The organism is Embleya sp. NPDC005575, from assembly GCF_040605455.1.
GTDB lineage: Bacteria > Actinomycetota > Actinomycetes > Streptomycetales > Streptomycetaceae > Embleya.
Genome location: NZ_JBEXCV010000115.1, coordinates 1 through 17,520 on the forward strand (window position 1 = coordinate 1; position 17,520 = coordinate 17,520).

Sequence of the window (17,520 nt, forward strand, 5' to 3'; positions counted from 1 at the left end):
GCGACCGCAGCAACAACGAGCGCGGCGAGCGTGGCAGCGACCGCGCCGAGCGTGGCAGCGACCGCGCCGAGCGGGCCGATCGCGGCGGCGAGCGCGGCAAGCAGCAGCAACAGCAGCAGCAGGACAACGACCCGATGGGTCCGGACGACGACTTCGAGGGTGGCGGCCGTCGGCGTCGTGGCCGCTACCGCGACCGCAACCGTCGCCGCGGCGGCCGCGAGGGCTTCGAGACCAACGAGCCCGTGCTGGCCGACGACGACGTCCTGGTCCCCGTCGCGGGCATCCTGGACATCCTCGACAACTACGCCTTCGTGCGGACCTCGGGCTACCTGCCCGGCTCCAACGACGTGTACGTCTCGCTCGCCCAGGTCCGCAAGAACGGCCTGCGCAAGGGTGACGCGATCGTCGGCGCGGTGCGCCAGCCGCGCGACGGCGAGCGTCGGGAGAAGTTCAACGCCCTCGTGCGCTTGGACACGGTCAACGGCATGGAGCCGGAACAGGCGCGGCAGCGCTCCGACTTCAACAAGCTCACCCCGCTGTACCCGCAGGACCGGCTCCGCCTGGAGACCGACTCCAGCGCGCTGACCACGCGGATCATCGACCTCGTGTCGCCGATCGGCAAGGGCCAGCGCGGCCTGATCGTCGCGCCGCCCAAGGCGGGCAAGACGATGGTGCTCCAGGCGATCGCCAACGCGATCACCGTGAACAATCCCGAGTGCCACCTGATGGTCGTGCTCGTGGACGAGCGCCCCGAAGAAGTCACCGACATGCAGCGCTCGGTCAAGGGCGAGGTCATCTCCTCGACCTTCGACCGGCCCGCCGAGGACCACACGATCGTCGCCGAGCTGGCCATCGAGCGGGCCAAGCGCCTGGTCGAGCTGGGCCACGACGTGGTCGTGCTGCTCGACTCGATCACCCGCTTGGGCCGCGCGTACAACCTCGCGGCGCCCGCCTCCGGCCGAATCCTGTCCGGTGGTGTCGACTCGACCGCGCTGTACCCGCCGAAGAAGTTCTTCGGCGCGGCGCGCAACATCGAGAACGGCGGCTCGCTGACCATCCTCGCCACCGCGCTCGTCGAGACCGGCTCGCGGATGGACGAGGTGATCTTCGAGGAATTCAAGGGCACCGGCAACATGGAGCTCAAGCTCGACCGCAAGCTCGCCGACAAGCGCATCTTCCCGGCGGTGGACGTGGACGCGTCCAGCACCCGCAAGGAAGAGATCCTGATGGCCTCGGACGAACTCGCGGTCGTCTGGAAGCTGCGCCGGGTGCTGCACGCACTCGACCAGCAGCAGGCCATCGAGCTGCTTCTGGACAAGATGAAGAAGACCAAGAGCAACGGCGAGTTCCTGATGCAGATCCAGAAGACGACGCCGATGCCGAACGACTAGTCGGCCTGGGCGTGGGGTCCGGGGGTCGCTCCCGGATCGGCACAGTCTGAAGACGACGCCGATGCCGAACGACTAGTCGGCCTGGGCGTGGGGTCCGGGGGTCGCTCCCGGATCGGCGCAGTCCGAAGACCACGCCCGGCCGAACGACCAGGTCCTCGGACCGGTCGTAAGGAACATACGAAACAAGACGCAACTCCAGACACGGCGTCGGCCAGGAGGGAATGCCACGACCCCGGTCGTGGTTGGGCGGTACAGACCCGGATTTGGGTCCGGTCGCCCCCTCCTGGCAGACTGCTCTGTCGGCCCCGGTTCACGTGACGCCCACTCGGGTGTACGACCCGGCGCCCTCCCGAACCTCAAGGAGACTCCTGTGAAGCCCGACATCCACCCCGAGTACGTGGAGACCACCGTCACCTGCGGCTGTGGCTCGACGTTCACCACGCACAGCACCGCGACCAGCGGCCAGATCCGCGTCGAGGTCTGTTCGCAGTGTCACCCGTTCTACACGGGCAAGCAGAAGATCCTCGACACGGGTGGCCGTGTGGCGCGCTTCGAGAAGCGCTTCGGCAAGCAGCCGGTGGCCGGCAACAAGTAGCGACCCCGCGGCGCCGGAGGAGCGGTGGGCCTTGTCCAAGGTCCGTCCCGCCCCTCCGGCGCCGTTCGTTTGTCCGCCCGTTCGGCCTCCCGCCGATCCCGCCACCGCGTCGCCGATCCCGCCGAGTTCGCGGCCATACCCCAGAGGAGCCCCCAGTGTTCGAGGCGATGGACGACCTGCTCGCCGAGCACGCCGACCTGGAGCGACAGCTCGCCGATCCGGCCGTGCACACGGACCAGACGCGCGCGCGCAACCTCGGGCGGCGCTACGCCGAACTGGGGCCGATCGTGGACGCCTACCGGCAGTGGTCCAGTGCCGCCGACGACGTCGAGGCCGCACACGAACTGGTCGCCGAGGACCCGGACTTCGCCGCCGAGGCGGAGGAGGCCGAGCAGCGCCGCGAGGAGTGCGCGGAGAAGCTGCGCCGGCTGCTCGTGCCGCGCGACCCGGCCGACGACAAGGACGTGATCCTGGAGGTCAAGGCGGGCGAGGGCGGCGAGGAGTCGGCCCTGTTCGCCGGCGACCTGCTGCGGATGTACCTGCGCTACGCCGAGCGGGCCGGTTGGAAGACCGAGATCCTCGAATCCAACGAGTCCGATCTCGGCGGCTACAAGGACGTCCAGGTCGCGGTCAAGACCAAGGGCAACCCCGCGCCCGGCGAGGGCGTCTACGCCCGGCTGAAGTTCGAGGGCGGCGTGCACCGCGTCCAGCGGGTGCCGGCCACCGAGTCGCAGGGCCGCATCCACACCTCCGCGGCCGGCGTCCTGGTACTGCCCGAGGCCGAGGACGTCGAGGTCGAGGTCAACGCCAACGACCTGCGCATCGACGTGTACCGCTCGTCCGGTCCCGGCGGCCAGTCGGTCAACACCACCGACTCCGCCGTGCGCATCACGCACCTGCCGACCGGCATCGTGGTCTCCTGCCAGAACGAGAAGAGCCAGCTCCAGAACAAGGAGTCGGCGATGCGCATCCTGCGCGCCAGGATGCTCGCCGCGGCCCAGGAGGAGGCCGACAAGGAGGCCTCCGACGTGCGTCGCAGCCAGGTCCGCACGGTGGACCGCTCAGAGCGCATCCGGACGTACAACTTCGCCGAAAACCGGATTTCCGACCACCGCGTGGGCTATAAGGCGTACAACCTGGACCAGGTGCTCGACGGCGATCTCGATCCGGTCATCCAGGCGTGTGTGGACGCCGACATGGCCGCCCGACTCGCCCACCAATAACGGAGACGAGATGAATCTGCTGCTCGCCGAGGTGGCCCAGGCCACCCTGCGACTGGCCGACGCGGGCGTTCCCTCTCCGCGCTTCGATGCCGAGGAACTCGCGGCGTTCGTGCACGGCGTCAAGCGCGGCGCCCTGCACACCGTCGCCGACGGCGATTTCGACGCGCGGTTCTGGGAGGCCATCGCGCGGCGGGAGGCCCGTGAGCCGTTGCAGCACATCACCGGGCGCGCGTTCTTCCGCTACCTCGAACTCCAGGTGGGCCCGGGTGTGTTCGTGCCCCGCCCGGAGACCGAGGTGGTGGTCGGCTGGGCGATAGACGCGCTGCGCGCGATGGACGTGGCCGAACCGCTCGTGGTCGACCTGTGTACCGGCTCCGGTGCGATCGCGCTCGCGGTCGCCCAGGAGGTGCCGCGCTCGGTCGTGCACGCGGTCGAGCTGGACCCGGACGCGCACCGCTACGCCGCGCGCAACGCGAGCGGCTCGCGGGTGATCCTGCACCGGGGCGACGCGCTCGCCGCGCTGCCGGAGCTGGACGGCACGGTCGACCTGGTGATCTGCAATCCGCCCTACGTCCCGCTGGACGAGCGGGACGAGATGGCGCCCGAGGCCCGCGACCACGATCCCGAGCTGGCCCTGTTCTCCGGACCGGACGGGTTGGACTTCATCCGGATCCTGTCCAAGACCGCCTACCGGCTACTGCGCCCGGGCGGCCTGGTGGTGGTCGAGCATGCGGACACCCAGGGTGGCGCGGTGCCGTGGATCTTCAACGAGGAAGCCGGTTGGGTGGACGCGGCCGATCACCGCGACCTGACCAATCGCCCGCGCTTCACCACAGCACGCAAGGAAGGCGCGTGAACCGCGCGCCCCGCACATCCGCACCGCCCGCACCGGCAGCGCGGATCGCACCACCGGCAGCACCCGCGTTGCCGGCACCGTACGCACCGCTTGTACCGCCGGTACTGCCTGTACCGCCCGTACCGCATCAGGAGGTAAGTGCCCGATGAGCCGACGCTACGACTGCTCCGACGCGATGGACCGTGGGCTCGGGCTGCGTGAGGCGACCGGGTCGATCAAGCGCGGCGACCTGGTCGTGTTGCCGACGGACACCCTGTACGGCATCGGTGCGGACGCGTTCACCCCGCACGCGGTGCACGCGTTGCTGGACGCCAAGGGTCGGGGCCGCAACATGCCCTCGCCCGTGCTGGTCGGCTCGCCGAACACGCTGCACGGGCTGGTCACCGGCTTTCCCGAGGTCGGTTGGGAACTGGTCGACGCGTTCTGGCCGGGCGCGCTCACCATCGTCGCGTTCCACCAGCCGTCGCTGATGTGGGACCTGGGCGATACGCGCGGCACGGTCGCGGTGCGGATGCCGCTGCATCCCGTCGCGATCGAGTTGCTCACCGAGACCGGCCCGATGGCGGTCAGCAGCGCGAACCGGTCCGGCAATCCGGCGGCGACCACGGTCGACGAGGCCGAGGCCCAGCTCGGCGACTCCGTGGCGGTGTACCTGGACGGCGGCACGTGCCCCTCGACCGCGCCGTCCTCGATCATCGATCTGACCGCCGGCCGCCCCCGGCTGCTGCGTGCGGGTGCCCTGTCGCTGGAGACGTTGCGCGAGGTCGTTCCCGACCTGGAGGGCGTGAATTGACCCCGCCGCCACCCGTGGGGCACTCCTACGGGCCGTACGGGTCCGCGCCCGACTCGTTTCGGATCCTGTTCGTGTGCACGGGGAGCATCTGTCGCTCGCCGATCGCGGAGCGGCTGGCGCGGCTCGGCCTGGAGCGCCGGCTCGCCGCCGACGACGCGGTCCGGCTCAGCGTGCAGAGCGCCGGGACCTGGGGGCACGAAGGCGCGCCGATGGAGCCGCACGCGGCCGAGGTGCTGCTCGAATACGGCGCCGATCCGGGCGACTTCCACGGCCGCGAGCTGCTCGACGAGCACGTCGCCGAGGCGGACCTGGTGCTCACCGCGACGCTGGATCACCGCGCGCACGTGGTGTCCATGGGGCATGCCTCGGGTTTGCGTACGTTCACGCTCAAGGAGTTCACCCGGTTGGTCGCGGTGCTGGAGCGGGCGCCCTACCCCGAGCGTGATCTGGTCCAGCGCGGGCGCTCGCTGGTGCGGGCCGCCGCGGCGCTGCGCGGCCGGTTGGCCGCACCCGATCCCGAGTGGGACGAGGTGGCCGACCCGTACGGCGCGCCGCTGAGCGTCTTCCGGGCCTGTGCCTCCGACATCGGGTCGGCCCTGGATCCGGTGCTCACCGCGCTCACCGGGTACCCCGCGCACAGCCTCTGATCGACGGGTCGGCGCGCGGGTCGCGAGCATGTGCAGCGCGCGGCCGGCAACGGGCCCGAATCGGCTCGGGAAGAGCCTGTGCGTGTCCCGACACCCGGCATATGGTGGAGACGTCCCTGCGGCCTTGAGGAGCAGTCCCATGGGCACTCCCGACTCCACGTCAACTCCCTTCTGGGGACCGGACTTCGCCGCCCTCCACGAGGAGGATCCGGAGATCGCCGAGGTGCTGTTGGGCGAGTTGGCCCGGCAACGCGGCGGTCTGCAACTGATCGCCGGCGAGAATTTCACCTCCCCGGCGGTGCTGGCCGCACTCGGCAGCACGCTCGCCAACAAATACGCCGAGGGCTACCCCGGACGGCGCTACTACGGCGGTTGCGCCGAGGTGGACCGCGCGGAGGAACTGGGCGTACGCCGGGCACGCACCCTGTTCGGCGCCGAGCACGCCAACGTGCAGCCGCACTCGGGCACCGCCGCGAACCTGGCGGCCTACGCGGCGGTGCTGGTACCGGGCGACACGATCCTGGCCATGTCGCTGCCGCACGGCGGGCATCTCACCCACGGCTCCCGGGTGAACTTCTCCGGGCGCTGGTTCCACGCGGTCGCCTACGGGGTCCGCGAGAGGGACGAGCGCATCGACTACGACCAGGTCCGGGACCTGGCCCGGGCGCATCGGCCGAGGTTGATCGTGTGCGGCGCCACCGCATATCCACGACTTGTCGATTTCGCGGCATTTCGACAGATCGCCGACGAGGTGGGCGCCTACCTGATGGTGGACGCGGCCCACTTCATCGGCCTGGTCGCGGGCGACGCGGTGCCCTCGCCGATCCCGTTCGCGGACATCGTCACGTGCACCACGCACAAGGTGCTGCGCGGTCCGCGCGGCGGACTGATCCTGTGCCGCGAGGAACTCGCCGACCGGATCGACCGGGCGGTGTTCCCGTTCAGCCAGGGCGGCCCGCACATGCACGCGGTGGCCGCGAAGGCGGTCGCGCTGGGCGAGGCGGCGACCCCGGCGTACCGGGTGTACGCGCGTCGTGTGGTGGCCAATGCGCAGGCTCTGACACAGGGCCTCCAGGCGGAGGGCCTGCGGGCGGTCTCCGGGGGCACCGACACCCATCTCGCGCTGTTGGACCTGCGGCCGATCGGGGTCAGCGGCAGCGACGCGGAACGCCGCTGCGGGCGGGCGGGGATCACGCTGAACAAGAACGCGGTCCCGTTCGACCCGGTCAAGCCGATGATCGCGTCCGGGATCCGGGTCGGCACGGCCGCGGTGACCACACAGGGCATGACCGAGACGGACATGAAGGAGATCGCCCTGCTGATCGGCCGGGCGGTGCGTGAGGACGACGAGAGCGTGCTGCGCGAAGTGCGCGCGGCGGTCGGCGAACTCGTCGCGACCCGTCCGGCCTACCCGCGCCGGTGAGGCGTGGATTCGGGAATCCGGCCCCGGGGTGGCTGGGACCGGGGTGACTGTGGTTACGTGTGGGGCGACGGGCCGGTGGTGGCGCCACCGAGCATTGTGCGATCGTCCCTCGCCGGTGAAGATGTGTGATTCTCCCGGGGAGCGGCGGCACCTCTAGTCTGATGCCCGTGCTGCCGCTGGGATGTGCCGAAGCCGGGGACGGTTGAGTCTTGCGCGAATACCTGCTCACGCTGTTCGTCGCCGCCGCGGTGACCTACCTGCTGACGGGCGCGGTCCGCCGGTTCGCCATCGCCGCGGGCGCGATGCCCGAGATCCGAGCGCGCGACGTGCACAAGGAGCCGACGCCGCGCCTGGGCGGGTTGGCGATGTTCGGCGGCCTGTGCGCGGGTCTGTTGGTCGCACGGCATCTGCCGGTGCTCCGGGACGTGTTCACCTCCTCGACCGATGTGCAGGCACTGCTGTCCGGCTGCACGCTGATCTCGGTGCTGGGTGTGATCGACGACAAGTGGGGCGTCGACGCGATCATCAAGCTGCTCGGTCAGGCGCTCGCCGCGGGCGTGATGGTCTGGCAGGGCATCGTCATCCTGTGGCTGCCCATCCCCGGCTACGGCACGGTCGGACTGACGCCGACCCAGGGCACGCTGCTGACCATCGGGATAGTGGTCATCACGATCAACGCGGTGAACTTCGTGGACGGCCTGGACGGCCTCGCGGCCGGCATGGTGTGCATCGCCGCGATCGCCTTCTTCGGCTACTCCTACCGGCTCTGGTTCGGCTACGGCGTCTCCGCCGCCGCCGCACCGACGCTGTTCACCGCACTGCTGATCGGGATGTGCGTGGGCTTTCTGCCGCACAACCTGCACCCCGCGCGGATCTTCATGGGCGACTCCGGCTCGATGCTGATCGGCCTGATGCTGGCCGCCGCGGCGGTCACCGTCACCGGTCGGATCGACCCGGGCGCGATCATGGCGCAAAACGACGGCTCGCTGACCTTCACCACGCACAAGCTGGTGCCGGTCTACATCCCGCTGGTGCTGCCGTTCGCGGTGCTGGTGGTGCCGTTGATGGACCTGGTGATGGCGGTCGGCCGGCGCGGCTGGGCGGGGCGTTCGCCGTTCGCCGCGGACAAGGGCCACCTGCACCACCGGCTCCTGGAGATCGGCCACTCGCACAGCCGCGCCGTACTGATCATGTACTTCTGGTCCGGCCTGATCGCGTCGTTCACCGTGCTCATCTCGGTCCGCCCGGAACGGCGTCCGATCATCTACGCGGGCCTGGGGCTGATCGCCCTGGGGCTGGTGATCCTGATGTTGCCGAGGTTCAAGCCGCACGTGCCGACCGAGTTGAACAACGTGGTTCCGCCGCGCTATCGCCGGCTCCGGCGGCGCGGGCGCGGCGCGAACGTTCCGGCTGATCGGATCGTTCCCGGCGAATCAGACGGCGTACGGCTGAACGGAGCATCCGCCACACCCGTCACAGGCCCCTCAGAGAAGCCCGGAGATCCCTCCCGACCTGGGCATTTTCCGGTTGGCAGGGGGACGCGAAAGGGTGGTGGAGGGCTGTGAGCTTGTACACACGAACGGGTAAAGCTCTGCTCAAATAGTTTGTGATATCGTTCACGAACCAGGATCAACGGCCGATGAACCCCCAGCAACGAGGGTTCGCCCCTATGGCCATTCCCGAGCGTTGCGTCGTTCCGAGCGCTTGTTCGGGCGGCTGATCCTCCCCATGCCCCCCACTGATGCCGGAGTCACCGACATGCAGGCCAATGACGTCCGCCTTCTCCGAGGTTCGGTCGTGTGCACGACCGCAGCCGGAGTAATCGCGGCCATCGCGGCTTTCTTTGCGGCCGGTGGCAAAGGACTGCTCGGCGCGGTGTTCGCCACCGTCGTCGTCCTGGCCTTCTTCGCGATCGGCCAGTTGGCGATCGGGCGTATCTCGCGCAACAACCCCCTCATGATGATGAACATGGCGCTCTTCACGTACATCGTGCAGATCCTGCTGTTGGGGTTGGTTTTGTTCCTGTTCAAGGACACCAAGGCGTTCGACACGAAGGTGTTCGGACTCACGATTCTCGGGGCCACGCTGGTCTGGGTCGCCTCGCAGGTCTGGGTCTTCACCCGGCTGAAGATCGCCTACGTCGAACCGGACGGAGAGCGATGACACACGCACGTCGTCGGTCGAGAGCGGCACGGGGTCCGCGGACCGGGTATGTAGACGCGACGCAGGTACTGCTAATGTCCGGGGCGTCATGAGCGAGAGAGGCCCCCGTCCACCGGACCGAGAGAATCGGGCGATGGACGGTGCCGCATGGTCGAGTGTCGGTTACCTGCTGAGCGGCATGCTGTTCTACGGCGGCATCGGCTGGCTGATCGACCGGTGGACGGGCCACTCCGCCCTGTTCCTGCCGATCGGCCTGGTCGTCGGAATCGCTCTGTCCCTGGTTCTTGTCTTTGTCCGCCACGGCAGGTCCTCCTGACCGGGCCCTGTTGCGTGCCGCTCCGTGGCCCTCGCCACGCCGACACATCGAGGTAGCCGAAATCATGCTTCACGACGAAGGAGTCGGTGGTGACTGCTGACGTCCAGACGCTCGCCAGCGAGAGCGGATGTCACCTGTTCTCCGGGTGCGGCTTCCCCTCGCCCGGGCTGAACGTCTTCGAGTTCAAGCCGATCTTCTCCATCGGGGCCTTCGACTTCACGAAGCCGATGTTGCTCGCGCTCATCTCGATGCTGCTGGTGATCGGCTTCTTCTGGAGCGCGTTCGCCAAGCCCAAGATGGTGCCGCGCGGCGCGCAGAACGTCGGCGAGTTGGGCTACCTGTTCGTTCGCGACAACATCTCGCGGGAGACGATGGGCAAGAAGGGCGACCCCTACGTCCCCTTCCTCTTCTCGATCTTCTTCTTCGTCTGGGTCATGAACGTGATGGCGATCATCCCGTTCGCCCAGTTCCCCGCGACTTCGCGGATCGCTTTCCCGGCATCGATCGTCGGCGTCGTGTACGTGACCTACCTGGTCCTGGGCATCAAGAACCAGGGCTTCGTCGGTTACTTCAAGAACATGATGTTCCCGCCCGGTCTGCCGAAGGCGATCTACTTCCTCCTCGCGCCGATCGAGCTGCTGCAGGGTCTGATCACCCGGCCGTTCACCATGGCGGTCCGACTGTTCGCGAACATGTTCGCCGGACACATGCTGATCGTCACCTTCAGCGTCGGCGCCTGGTACCTGCTCGGCTTCCACATCGGGGCGCTCTTCTCGGCGACCTCGTTCCTCGTGGTCGTCATCCTGACCGCCTTCGAGCTGATGATCCAGGCGCTGCAGGCGTACATCATCACGCTGCTCGCGGCCTCCTACATCTCCAGCTCGCTCGAAGCCGAGCACTGAGAGACCCCGCAGACCCCTTTCCCTCCTCGACCGTCGTCCGGTGGATCGTCCATCGGCCTCGAAAAAAGGATCAGTTCCCATGATGAACCTCGCCGCCGAAGGCGTACATGGCAGCCTCGGTTCCATTGGTTACGGCCTCGCCGCCATCGGCCCCGGCATCGGTATCGGCATCATCTTCGGTAACGGTGTCCAGGCCATGGCCCGTCAGCCCGAGGCCGCCGGTCTGGTCCGCCAGAACATGCTGCTCGGCTTCGCCCTCGCCGAGGCGCTCGCCCTCATCGGCGTCGTCATGCCGTTCGTCTACGGCACCTGATTCATCCGCTACGGACGGAAGGTCCTCACACCGTGATTTTCCTCGCCAACAGCGAAGAGAAGATGAACCCTCTTCTCCCGCCGCTCGACGAGATCATCATCGGTGGCGTGGCGTTCCTCATCGTCTTCGGCTTCCTGTGGAAGATGCTCCTTCCCAAGATCGCCAAGACGCTGGCGGACCGTACGGACGCCATCGAGGGCGGTCTCAAGCGCGCCGAAGAGGCGCAGGCGGAGGCCCAGGCCGAGCTGGAGCGCTACCGCGACCAGCTGACCGAAGCCCGTCGTGAGGCCGGTCGCCTCACGGAGGACGCCCGCGAACAGGGTGCCGTCGCCATCGCCGAGATGCGCGCCGAAGGCCAGCGGATCAAGGACGAGATCGTCACCGCCGGCCACACCCAGATCGAGGCCGACCGCAACCAGGCCCAGAACGCGCTGCGTCAGGACGTCGGCCGGCTGGCCGTCGACCTCGCGTCGCGCATCGTCGGGGAGTCGCTCGAGGACGAGGCGCGTCAGCGTCGGGTCGTCGACCGCTTCCTCGACGAGTTGGAGGCCAAGGCTTCCGCAACGGCGACCTCGGAGAAGGTGCGCTGATGCAGGGCGCCAGCAGGGAATCCCTCGCCGCGGCTCGTGAGCGCCTCGACGCGCTCGCGACCGCGACCGGTACCGACATGGTCCAGTTGGCCCAGGAGCTCGACTCCGTGGTCATCCTGCTCGACCAGACGGTGTCGCTGCGTCGGGTCCTCACCGACTCGACGCGCTCCGGGGAGGCCCGCGCGGCCTTCCTGGCGCAGCTCCTCTCCGGTCAGATCTCCGGTACCACGGCGGACCTGCTCGGCGGACTCGTCCGCACGCGTTGGTCGAGCCCGCGCGACCTGGTCGACGCGATCGACGAACTCTCGGTGTCCGCCGAGCTGATCGCCGCCGAGCGCGACGGGAAGCTCGACGACCTGGAGGACGAGCTGTTCCGTTTCGGTCGGATCGTGATGGGCGAGCGTGAACTGCGCTCGGCGCTGACCGACCCGAGCGTGGCGAACGTGCGCAAGGCGGAACTGGTTTCCGGACTGCTGGACGGCCGGGCCCAGCCCGTCACCCGGCGGCTGATCACCAGGCTTGTCGCACACCCGCGCAGCCGTAACCTTGAACACGGGCTGGAGTCGTACGCGCGCCTTGCCGCCGATCGTCGGCGTCGCATGGTCGCGTTGGTCACGGTCGCGGTGCCCCTCACCGAGGAGCAGCGCACCCGCTTGGCCGCGGCGCTGGGCCGGATGTACGGCCGCGAGGTCCACCTGAACGTGGAAATCGATGCCGACGTCATCGGCGGGGTCCGCGTGGAGATCGGTGACGACGTCATCGACGGCACCGTGACCACACGTCTCGAAGAAGCGGGCCGACGGCTCGCCGGCTGAGACACCGGACGACAGGGGCGTCGTCGTCCGCCCGGGGAAAACCCCCGGAGCGGCACAGTGGCCCCCACAGCAGCACCGCGGTTCCGTACGACAAGCGACGGACAGCGGACCGTTAACCCCACCACCTAGGAGAGCAGGGACACCAGATGGCGGAGCTCACGATCCGGCCGGAGGAGATCCGGGACGCGCTGGAGCGCTTCGTCGCCTCGTACGAGCCGGAGACGGCCGCGCGCGAAGAGGTCGGTACCGTCACCGAGGCGTACGACGGTATCGCCAAGGTCGAGGGCCTGCCCTCGGTCATGACGAACGAGCTGCTCAAGTTCGAGGACGGCACCCTCGGTCTGGCGCAGAACCTCGACGTCCGCGAGATCGGTGTCGTCATCCTCGGTGACTTCAGCGGCATCGAAGAGGGCCAGAAGGTCCGTCGTACGGGCGAGGTTTTGTCGGTCCCGATCGGTGACGGCTACCTGGGTCGCGTCGTCGACCCGCTGGGCCAGCCGATCGACGGCCAGGGCGAGATCGCGTCCGAGGGCCGTCGCGCCCTCGAACTGCAGGCCCCCGGCGTCATGATGCGCAAGTCGGTGCACGAGCCGATGCAGACCGGCATCAAGGCGATCGACGCGATGACCCCGATCGGCCGCGGCCAGCGTCAGCTGATCATCGGCGACCGGCAGACCGGCAAGACCGCGGTCTGCCTGGACACGATCATCAACCAGCGCGACAACTGGCGCTCGGGCGACCCGAAGAAGCAGGTTCGCTGCATCTACGTCGCGATCGGCCAGAAGGGCACGACCATCGCGTCCGTGCGCCGCTCGCTCGAAGAGGCCGGCGCGCTGGAGTACACGACGATCGTCGCCGCCCCGGCGTCCGACCCGGCCGGCTTCAAGTACCTGGCCCCGTACACCGGTTCGGCCATCGGCCAGCACTGGATGTACCAGGGCAAGCACGTTCTGATCGTGTTCGACGACCTGTCGAAGCAGGCCGAGGCGTACCGCGCCGTGTCCCTGCTGCTGCGTCGTCCGCCGGGGCGTGAGGCGTACCCCGGTGACGTCTTCTACCTGCACTCGCGTCTGCTCGAGCGTTGCGCGAAGCTGTCGGACGAGCTCGGCGGCGGCTCGATGACGGGTCTCCCGATCATCGAGACCAAGGCGAACGACGTGTCGGCGTACATTCCGACCAACGTCATCTCGATCACCGACGGCCAGTGCTTCCTGGAGTCCGACCTGTTCCTGCAGGGCGTGCGCCCCGCGGTCAACGTCGGTATCTCGGTTTCGCGAGTCGGTGGCTCCGCGCAGATCAAGGCGATGAAGAGTGTCGCGGGTCGACTTCGCGTCGACCTGGCCCAGTACCGCGAGCTGGAGGCGTTCGCGTCCTTCGGTTCCGACCTGGACGCCACCTCCAAGGCTTCGCTCCAGCGCGGTGCGCGCATGGTGGAGCTGCTCAAGCAAGGGCAGTTCGAGCCGTTCGCGATCGAGCTCCAGGTCGTCTCGATCTGGGCCGGCACCACCGGCAAGCTGGACGACGTACCGGTGCAGGACATCCGCCGCTTCGAGAAGGAGCTGCACGAGTACGTGCAGCACAAGCACGCGGCCCTGCTGACCGGGATCGTGGAGACCGGCAAGCTGGAAGACGACACCGTGATGGCGCTCACCGACGCGGTGGAAGCCTTCAAGCAGACGTTCACCAAGTTTGACGGCGAGCCGTTGATCCAGGACGTGACGCCTGCCGGGCTGACGAAGGAAGACGTCGGCCAGGAGAAGATCACCCGTCACGTGGCCAAGTCCGAGTAAAGAACGGAGAACCCTGACCAATGGGAGCCCAACTTCGGGTCTACCGGCGTCGGATCCGTTCCGTGTCGGCGACCAAGAAGATCACGCGCGCCCAGGAGCTCATCGCGGCGTCGCGGATCGTGAAGGCGCAGCAGCGCGTCGCGGCCTCCAAGCCGTACGCCGACGAGCTGACGCGCGCCGTTTCCGCGGTCGCCACCTTCTCCAGCACGCAGCACCCGTTGACCACCTCGGTGGAGCGGCCCACTCGGGCCGCGGTGCTGTTGGTAACCAGTGACCGCGGTTTCGCGGGCGGCTACAACTCGAATGCCATCAAGGCCGCCGAGCAGCTCACCAAGCTGCTCGAGGACGAGGGCAAGACGGTCAGCCGCTACGTGATCGGGTCCAAGGGCATCGGGTTTTTCCAGTTCCGCGATGTGGATCTGGCCGGGCAGTGGAAGGGATTCTCCGACCGCCCCGAGTACTCCGACGCCAAGAAGGTGGCAGGTGAGCTGATCGACGCGTTCGTGACGCCCACCGACGAGGGCGGTGTGGACGAGATTCACCTCGTCAGCACCGAGTTCGTCTCCATGCTCACGCAGAGCCCGGTCGCGGTGCGGGTGCTCCCGTTGGCGGTCGAGGAGACGGACGAGCCGCCGGCCGGCGGTCCCTTCCCGCTCTACGACTTCGAGCCCTCGGCCGAGGGTGTTCTCGACGCGCTGCTGCCGCGGTACGTCGAAAGCCGCATCTTCAACGCCCTGCTGCAGTCCGCCGCTTCCGAGCACGCGGCCCGCAGGCGGGCGATGAAGTCGGCGACCGAGAACGCCGAAGACCTCATCCGGACCCTCTCTCGTCTGGCGAACAACGCTCGCCAGTCCGAGATCACCCAGGAAATCAGCGAGATCGTCGGTGGCGCCAACGCCTTGGCCGACGCGACCGCGGGGAGTGATTAGACATCATGACTGCCACTGTTGAGACGGCCGCTGCCACGGGCCGCGTTGCCCGCGTCATCGGCCCGGTCGTCGACGTGGAGTTCCCCGTCGACGCGATGCCGGAGATGTACAACGCGCTGCACGTCGACCTGGACCTCACGGGCCAGGGCGAGGGGGAGGGCAAGACCACGCTCACCCTCGAGGTCGAGCAGCACCTTGCCGACGGCATCGTGCGCGCGATTTCCATGCAGCCGACCGACGGCCTCGTCCGCGGCGCCGTCGTCACCGACACCGGCGCGCAGATCTCCGTCCCCGTGGGCGACGTCACCAAGGGCCACGTGTTCAACGCCCTCGGTGAGGTCCTCGACGTGGACCGCGCGACCTTCGAGGTCACCGAGCGCTGGCCGATCCACCGCAAGGCGCCGGCCTTCGACCAGCTCGACTCGAAGACCGAGATGTTCGAGACCGGCATCAAGGTCATCGACCTGCTCACCCCGTACGTCAAGGGTGGCAAGATCGGCCTGTTCGGTGGTGCGGGCGTCGGCAAGACGGTGCTCATCCAGGAGATGATCGTCCGTGTCGCCCGTCTGCACGAGGGTGTGTCGGTGTTCGCCGGCGTCGGCGAGCGCACTCGTGAGGGCAACGACCTGATCGAGGAGATGAAGGAAGCGGGCGTCTACGACCAGACGGCGCTCGTCTTCGGCCAGATGGACGAGCCCCCGGGTACCCGTCTGCGGGTGGCGCTGTCGGCCCTGACCATGGCGGAGTACTTCCGCGATGTGCAGGAGCAGGACGTGCTGCTGTTCATCGACAACATCTTCCGGTTCACCCAGGCCGGTTCCGAGGTGTCGACGCTGCTCGGCCGGATGCCCTCCGCGGTGGGTTACCAGCCGACGCTCGCCGACGAGATGGGCACCCTCCAGGAGCGCATCACCTCGACGCGTGGTCACTCGATCACCTCGATGCAGGCGATCTACGTCCCCGCGGACGACCTCACCGACCCGGCTCCGGCGACCACGTTCGCGCACCTCGACGCGCTGACCGTGCTCTCCCGTCCGATCTCCGAGCTGGGCATCTACCCGGCCGTGGACCCGCTGGACTCGACGTCCCGGATCCTGGACCCGCGCTATGTCGCGCAGGACCACTACGACTGCGCGATGCGGGTCAAGAACATCCTGCAGAAGTACAAGGACCTCCAGGACATCATCGCGATTCTGGGTATGGACGAGCTGTCCGAAGAGGACAAACTCACCGTGCACCGCGCGCGTCGTATCCAGCGGTTCCTGTCGCAGAACACCCACGTGGCGAAGCAGTTCACGGGGCTCGACGGCTCGGACGTTCCGCTGTCCGAGACCATCGAGGCGTTCAACGCGATCGCCGACGGCAAGTACGACCACGCTCCCGAGCAGGCATTCTTCATGCTCGGTGGGCTGGACGACCTCGAGAAGAAGATCGCCGAGCTCAACAAGGGCTGACGATCGCCTGATCGACGAGGGGCGGTCCCGAACGGGTCCGCCCCTCGTGTCGGTTCCCGGCAGGGCCGTCCCGGCCCTGCGGAACCCGCCGGCGATTGAGTCGGTTGGAGCCAGGCCCGTCCGGGCCACTATCCTTGAACACCACCCGTCCCGTGAGGGCGGAGGCGAAGACCAGCGTGTCTTCGACCCGACATGAGGAGCCACGTTGGCTGAGCTGCACGTCGAGCTGGTCGCGGCCGACCGCAAGGTGTGGTCCGGCGAGGCCACCATCGTCATCGCACGCACCGCGGACGGCGACATCGGCATCCAGGCCGGTCACCAGCCGGTTCTCGGAGTGCTCGAATCAGGCCCGGTGACGATCCGTCAGGCCGACGGTTCGGTCGTCATCGCGGCGGTCCACGGCGGGTTCATCTCGTTCGCGGACAACAACCTCTCGCTGCTCGCCGAGATCACCGAGCTGGCCGACGAGATCGATGTCGCCCGCGCGGAGCGTGCTCTCGAGCGCGCCGGCGCGGCGCAGGACTCCAGCGCCGAGCGGCGCGCGGAGACGCGGCTGCTCGCCGCCCAGCGGCGGGACTAGTCACAACCCAGTCGCAGCACCAGAGCCCGGACCGATACACGGCCGGGACCACTGCTCAACGCGCGAACGAGGAGGTCGATCCGGATGGTCCTCGTCGTGCTGAGCGTGATTCTGGCCGTTGTCGTCGTATTGGTGGTCGGCGTCGCGGCATTCGCGCTGCGTCGCCGGCTGATCCAGCGACCGGGTGGCACCTTCGATTGTTCGCTTCGCATGCGTCCACCGGTATTGCCGGCCGGCGAAGCCGGATCGACCACCGCGGCGTCACCCGGGCAGCAGGCCCCGGGGGGCGCCGCGTCGTCGTCCCCGGAGACGGCGGAGAGCGATGTCGAGGGGGATCCGGCGGCGCCGTCGGCCGATCCCGACCACGGCAAGGGCTGGGTCTTCGGGATCGCCCGATACAGCGGTGACCGGATCGAGTGGTTCCGCGTGTTCAGTTACGCGCCGCGCCCGCGTCGGGTGTTGCAGCGCGGCGGCATCCAGGTGATCGGTCGTCGGGAACCGGCCGGCCAGGAGGAGTTGGCGCTGCTCGCGGGCGCGGTCATCCTGGTCTGCGAACACGACGGCGCGCGGATCGAACTCGCGCTCAGCGACGACGCGTTGACCGGCTTCCTGGCCTGGCTCGAAGCGGCGCCGCCGGGACAACGGGTCAACGTCGCCTAGCGGCGCACACGTCTTCGACGGTCGCCGGCACTCAGCGGTTGGCGCCGGGCACCCACGGCATGTCGCCGACTTCGCGGTTC

Annotated in this window: 19 protein-coding genes; all 19 read left to right on the forward strand. The window is 68.5% G+C overall.

Translation table 11 applies throughout. The features are described 5' to 3' along the window. On the forward strand, window positions 1–1,391 hold a 1,391-nt coding region (gene rho / locus ABZS54_RS30230; protein WP_355543035.1), incomplete at its 5' end, for a transcription termination factor Rho. A 370-nt stretch (window positions 1,392–1,761) separates the two neighbouring features. Then, window positions 1,762–1,986, forward strand: a complete 225-nt coding sequence (gene rpmE, locus ABZS54_RS30235) for a 50S ribosomal protein L31 (protein WP_355543038.1) — start codon at window positions 1,762–1,764, stop codon at window positions 1,984–1,986. Window positions 1,987–2,141: 155 nt separating this feature from the next. Then, window positions 2,142–3,209, forward strand: coding sequence for a peptide chain release factor 1 (prfA, locus tag ABZS54_RS30240; protein ID WP_355543041.1), 1,068 nt, complete (start codon window positions 2,142–2,144; stop codon window positions 3,207–3,209). Between the two features lie 10 nt (window positions 3,210–3,219). Then, window positions 3,220–4,065: a peptide chain release factor N(5)-glutamine methyltransferase gene (gene prmC, locus ABZS54_RS30245; protein ID WP_355543044.1), complete on the forward strand. Its 846-nt coding sequence runs from the start codon at window positions 3,220–3,222 to the stop codon at window positions 4,063–4,065. Window positions 4,066–4,210: 145 nt separating this feature from the next. After that, on the forward strand, window positions 4,211–4,858 hold the full coding sequence (locus ABZS54_RS30250; RefSeq protein WP_355543047.1) for an L-threonylcarbamoyladenylate synthase: 648 nt from the start codon (window positions 4,211–4,213) through the stop codon (window positions 4,856–4,858). Continuing rightward, a complete protein-coding gene (locus ABZS54_RS30255) occupies window positions 4,855–5,505 on the forward strand; it encodes a low molecular weight phosphatase family protein (RefSeq protein ID WP_355543050.1) in 651 nt (216 codons plus the stop codon). The genes ABZS54_RS30250 and ABZS54_RS30255 overlap by 4 nt, the downstream gene beginning before the upstream one ends. A gap of 139 nt (window positions 5,506–5,644) precedes the next feature. Then, the gene (gene glyA, locus ABZS54_RS30260) at window positions 5,645–6,928 is read left to right on the forward strand and encodes a serine hydroxymethyltransferase (RefSeq protein ID WP_355543053.1); all 1,284 of its coding nucleotides are present in this window, start codon (window positions 5,645–5,647) and stop codon (window positions 6,926–6,928) included. A gap of 209 nt (window positions 6,929–7,137) precedes the next feature. Next, complete coding sequence (locus ABZS54_RS30265) at window positions 7,138–8,493, forward strand: MraY family glycosyltransferase (protein ID WP_355543056.1); 1,356 nt, start codon at window positions 7,138–7,140, stop codon at window positions 8,491–8,493. Window positions 8,494–8,725: 232 nt separating this feature from the next. Beyond that, entirely contained in the window at window positions 8,726–9,091 is a 366-nt protein-coding gene (locus tag ABZS54_RS30270; RefSeq protein ID WP_355543059.1) for a hypothetical protein, read from the forward strand. 133 nt (window positions 9,092–9,224) lie between these two features. Next, a complete protein-coding gene (locus tag ABZS54_RS30275; RefSeq protein ID WP_020549132.1) occupies window positions 9,225–9,407 on the forward strand; it encodes an AtpZ/AtpI family protein in 183 nt (60 codons plus the stop codon). Between the two features lie 89 nt (window positions 9,408–9,496). Then, the gene (gene atpB / locus ABZS54_RS30280) at window positions 9,497–10,309 is read left to right on the forward strand and encodes a F0F1 ATP synthase subunit A (protein ID WP_040876212.1); all 813 of its coding nucleotides are present in this window, start codon (window positions 9,497–9,499) and stop codon (window positions 10,307–10,309) included. A 79-nt stretch (window positions 10,310–10,388) separates the two neighbouring features. Continuing rightward, entirely contained in the window at window positions 10,389–10,622 is a 234-nt protein-coding gene (gene atpE / locus ABZS54_RS30285) for an ATP synthase F0 subunit C (protein WP_355543063.1), read from the forward strand. 32 nt (window positions 10,623–10,654) lie between these two features. Continuing rightward, window positions 10,655–11,212, forward strand: a complete 558-nt coding sequence (locus ABZS54_RS30290; protein ID WP_355543066.1) for a F0F1 ATP synthase subunit B — start codon at window positions 10,655–10,657, stop codon at window positions 11,210–11,212. After that, on the forward strand, window positions 11,212–12,027 hold the full coding sequence (locus tag ABZS54_RS30295) for a F0F1 ATP synthase subunit delta (protein ID WP_355543069.1): 816 nt from the start codon (window positions 11,212–11,214) through the stop codon (window positions 12,025–12,027). Before ABZS54_RS30290 ends, ABZS54_RS30295 begins: the two co-directional genes overlap by 1 nt. Window positions 12,028–12,173: 146 nt before the next feature. Then, window positions 12,174–13,817, forward strand: a complete 1,644-nt coding sequence (gene atpA, locus ABZS54_RS30300; protein WP_355543072.1) for a F0F1 ATP synthase subunit alpha — start codon at window positions 12,174–12,176, stop codon at window positions 13,815–13,817. A 20-nt stretch (window positions 13,818–13,837) separates the two neighbouring features. After that, window positions 13,838–14,746 (forward strand): F0F1 ATP synthase subunit gamma, encoded by a 909-nt coding sequence (locus ABZS54_RS30305; protein ID WP_355543075.1) that lies wholly within the window; start codon window positions 13,838–13,840, stop codon window positions 14,744–14,746. 5 nt (window positions 14,747–14,751) lie between these two features. Further along, window positions 14,752–16,200 (forward strand): F0F1 ATP synthase subunit beta, encoded by a 1,449-nt coding sequence (gene atpD, locus ABZS54_RS30310; protein WP_355543078.1) that lies wholly within the window; start codon window positions 14,752–14,754, stop codon window positions 16,198–16,200. A gap of 205 nt (window positions 16,201–16,405) precedes the next feature. Beyond that, window positions 16,406–16,780 (forward strand): F0F1 ATP synthase subunit epsilon, encoded by a 375-nt coding sequence (locus ABZS54_RS30315; RefSeq protein ID WP_020549140.1) that lies wholly within the window; start codon window positions 16,406–16,408, stop codon window positions 16,778–16,780. 84 nt (window positions 16,781–16,864) lie between these two features. After that, window positions 16,865–17,440 carry a DUF2550 domain-containing protein gene (locus tag ABZS54_RS30320; protein WP_355543081.1) on the forward strand — a complete coding sequence of 192 codons (576 nt, stop codon included), beginning with the start codon at window positions 16,865–16,867 and terminating at the stop codon, window positions 17,438–17,440. Window positions 17,441–17,520: the final 80 nt, after the last annotated feature.

Bases quoted from the DNA above. Each gene is read 5' to 3' on its own strand.
- atpD (WP_355543078.1), top strand. From the start codon at position 14,752: ATGACTGCCACTGTTGAGACGGCCGCTGCCACGGGCCGCGTTGCCCGC.
- ABZS54_RS30295 (WP_355543069.1), top strand. From the start codon at position 11,212: ATGCAGGGCGCCAGCAGGGAATCCCTCGCCGCGGCTCGTGAGCGCCTC.
- glyA (WP_355543053.1), top strand. From the start codon at position 5,645: ATGGGCACTCCCGACTCCACGTCAACTCCCTTCTGGGGACCGGACTTC.
- atpE (WP_355543063.1), top strand. From the start codon at position 10,389: ATGATGAACCTCGCCGCCGAAGGCGTACATGGCAGCCTCGGTTCCATT.
- ABZS54_RS30250 (WP_355543047.1), top strand. From the start codon at position 4,211: ATGAGCCGACGCTACGACTGCTCCGACGCGATGGACCGTGGGCTCGGG.
- ABZS54_RS30305 (WP_355543075.1), top strand. From the start codon at position 13,838: ATGGGAGCCCAACTTCGGGTCTACCGGCGTCGGATCCGTTCCGTGTCG.
- prmC (WP_355543044.1), top strand. From the start codon at position 3,220: ATGAATCTGCTGCTCGCCGAGGTGGCCCAGGCCACCCTGCGACTGGCC.
- ABZS54_RS30320 (WP_355543081.1), top strand. From the start codon at position 16,865: ATGGTCCTCGTCGTGCTGAGCGTGATTCTGGCCGTTGTCGTCGTATTG.
- ABZS54_RS30275 (WP_020549132.1), top strand. From the start codon at position 9,225: ATGGACGGTGCCGCATGGTCGAGTGTCGGTTACCTGCTGAGCGGCATG.
- atpA (WP_355543072.1), top strand. From the start codon at position 12,174: ATGGCGGAGCTCACGATCCGGCCGGAGGAGATCCGGGACGCGCTGGAG.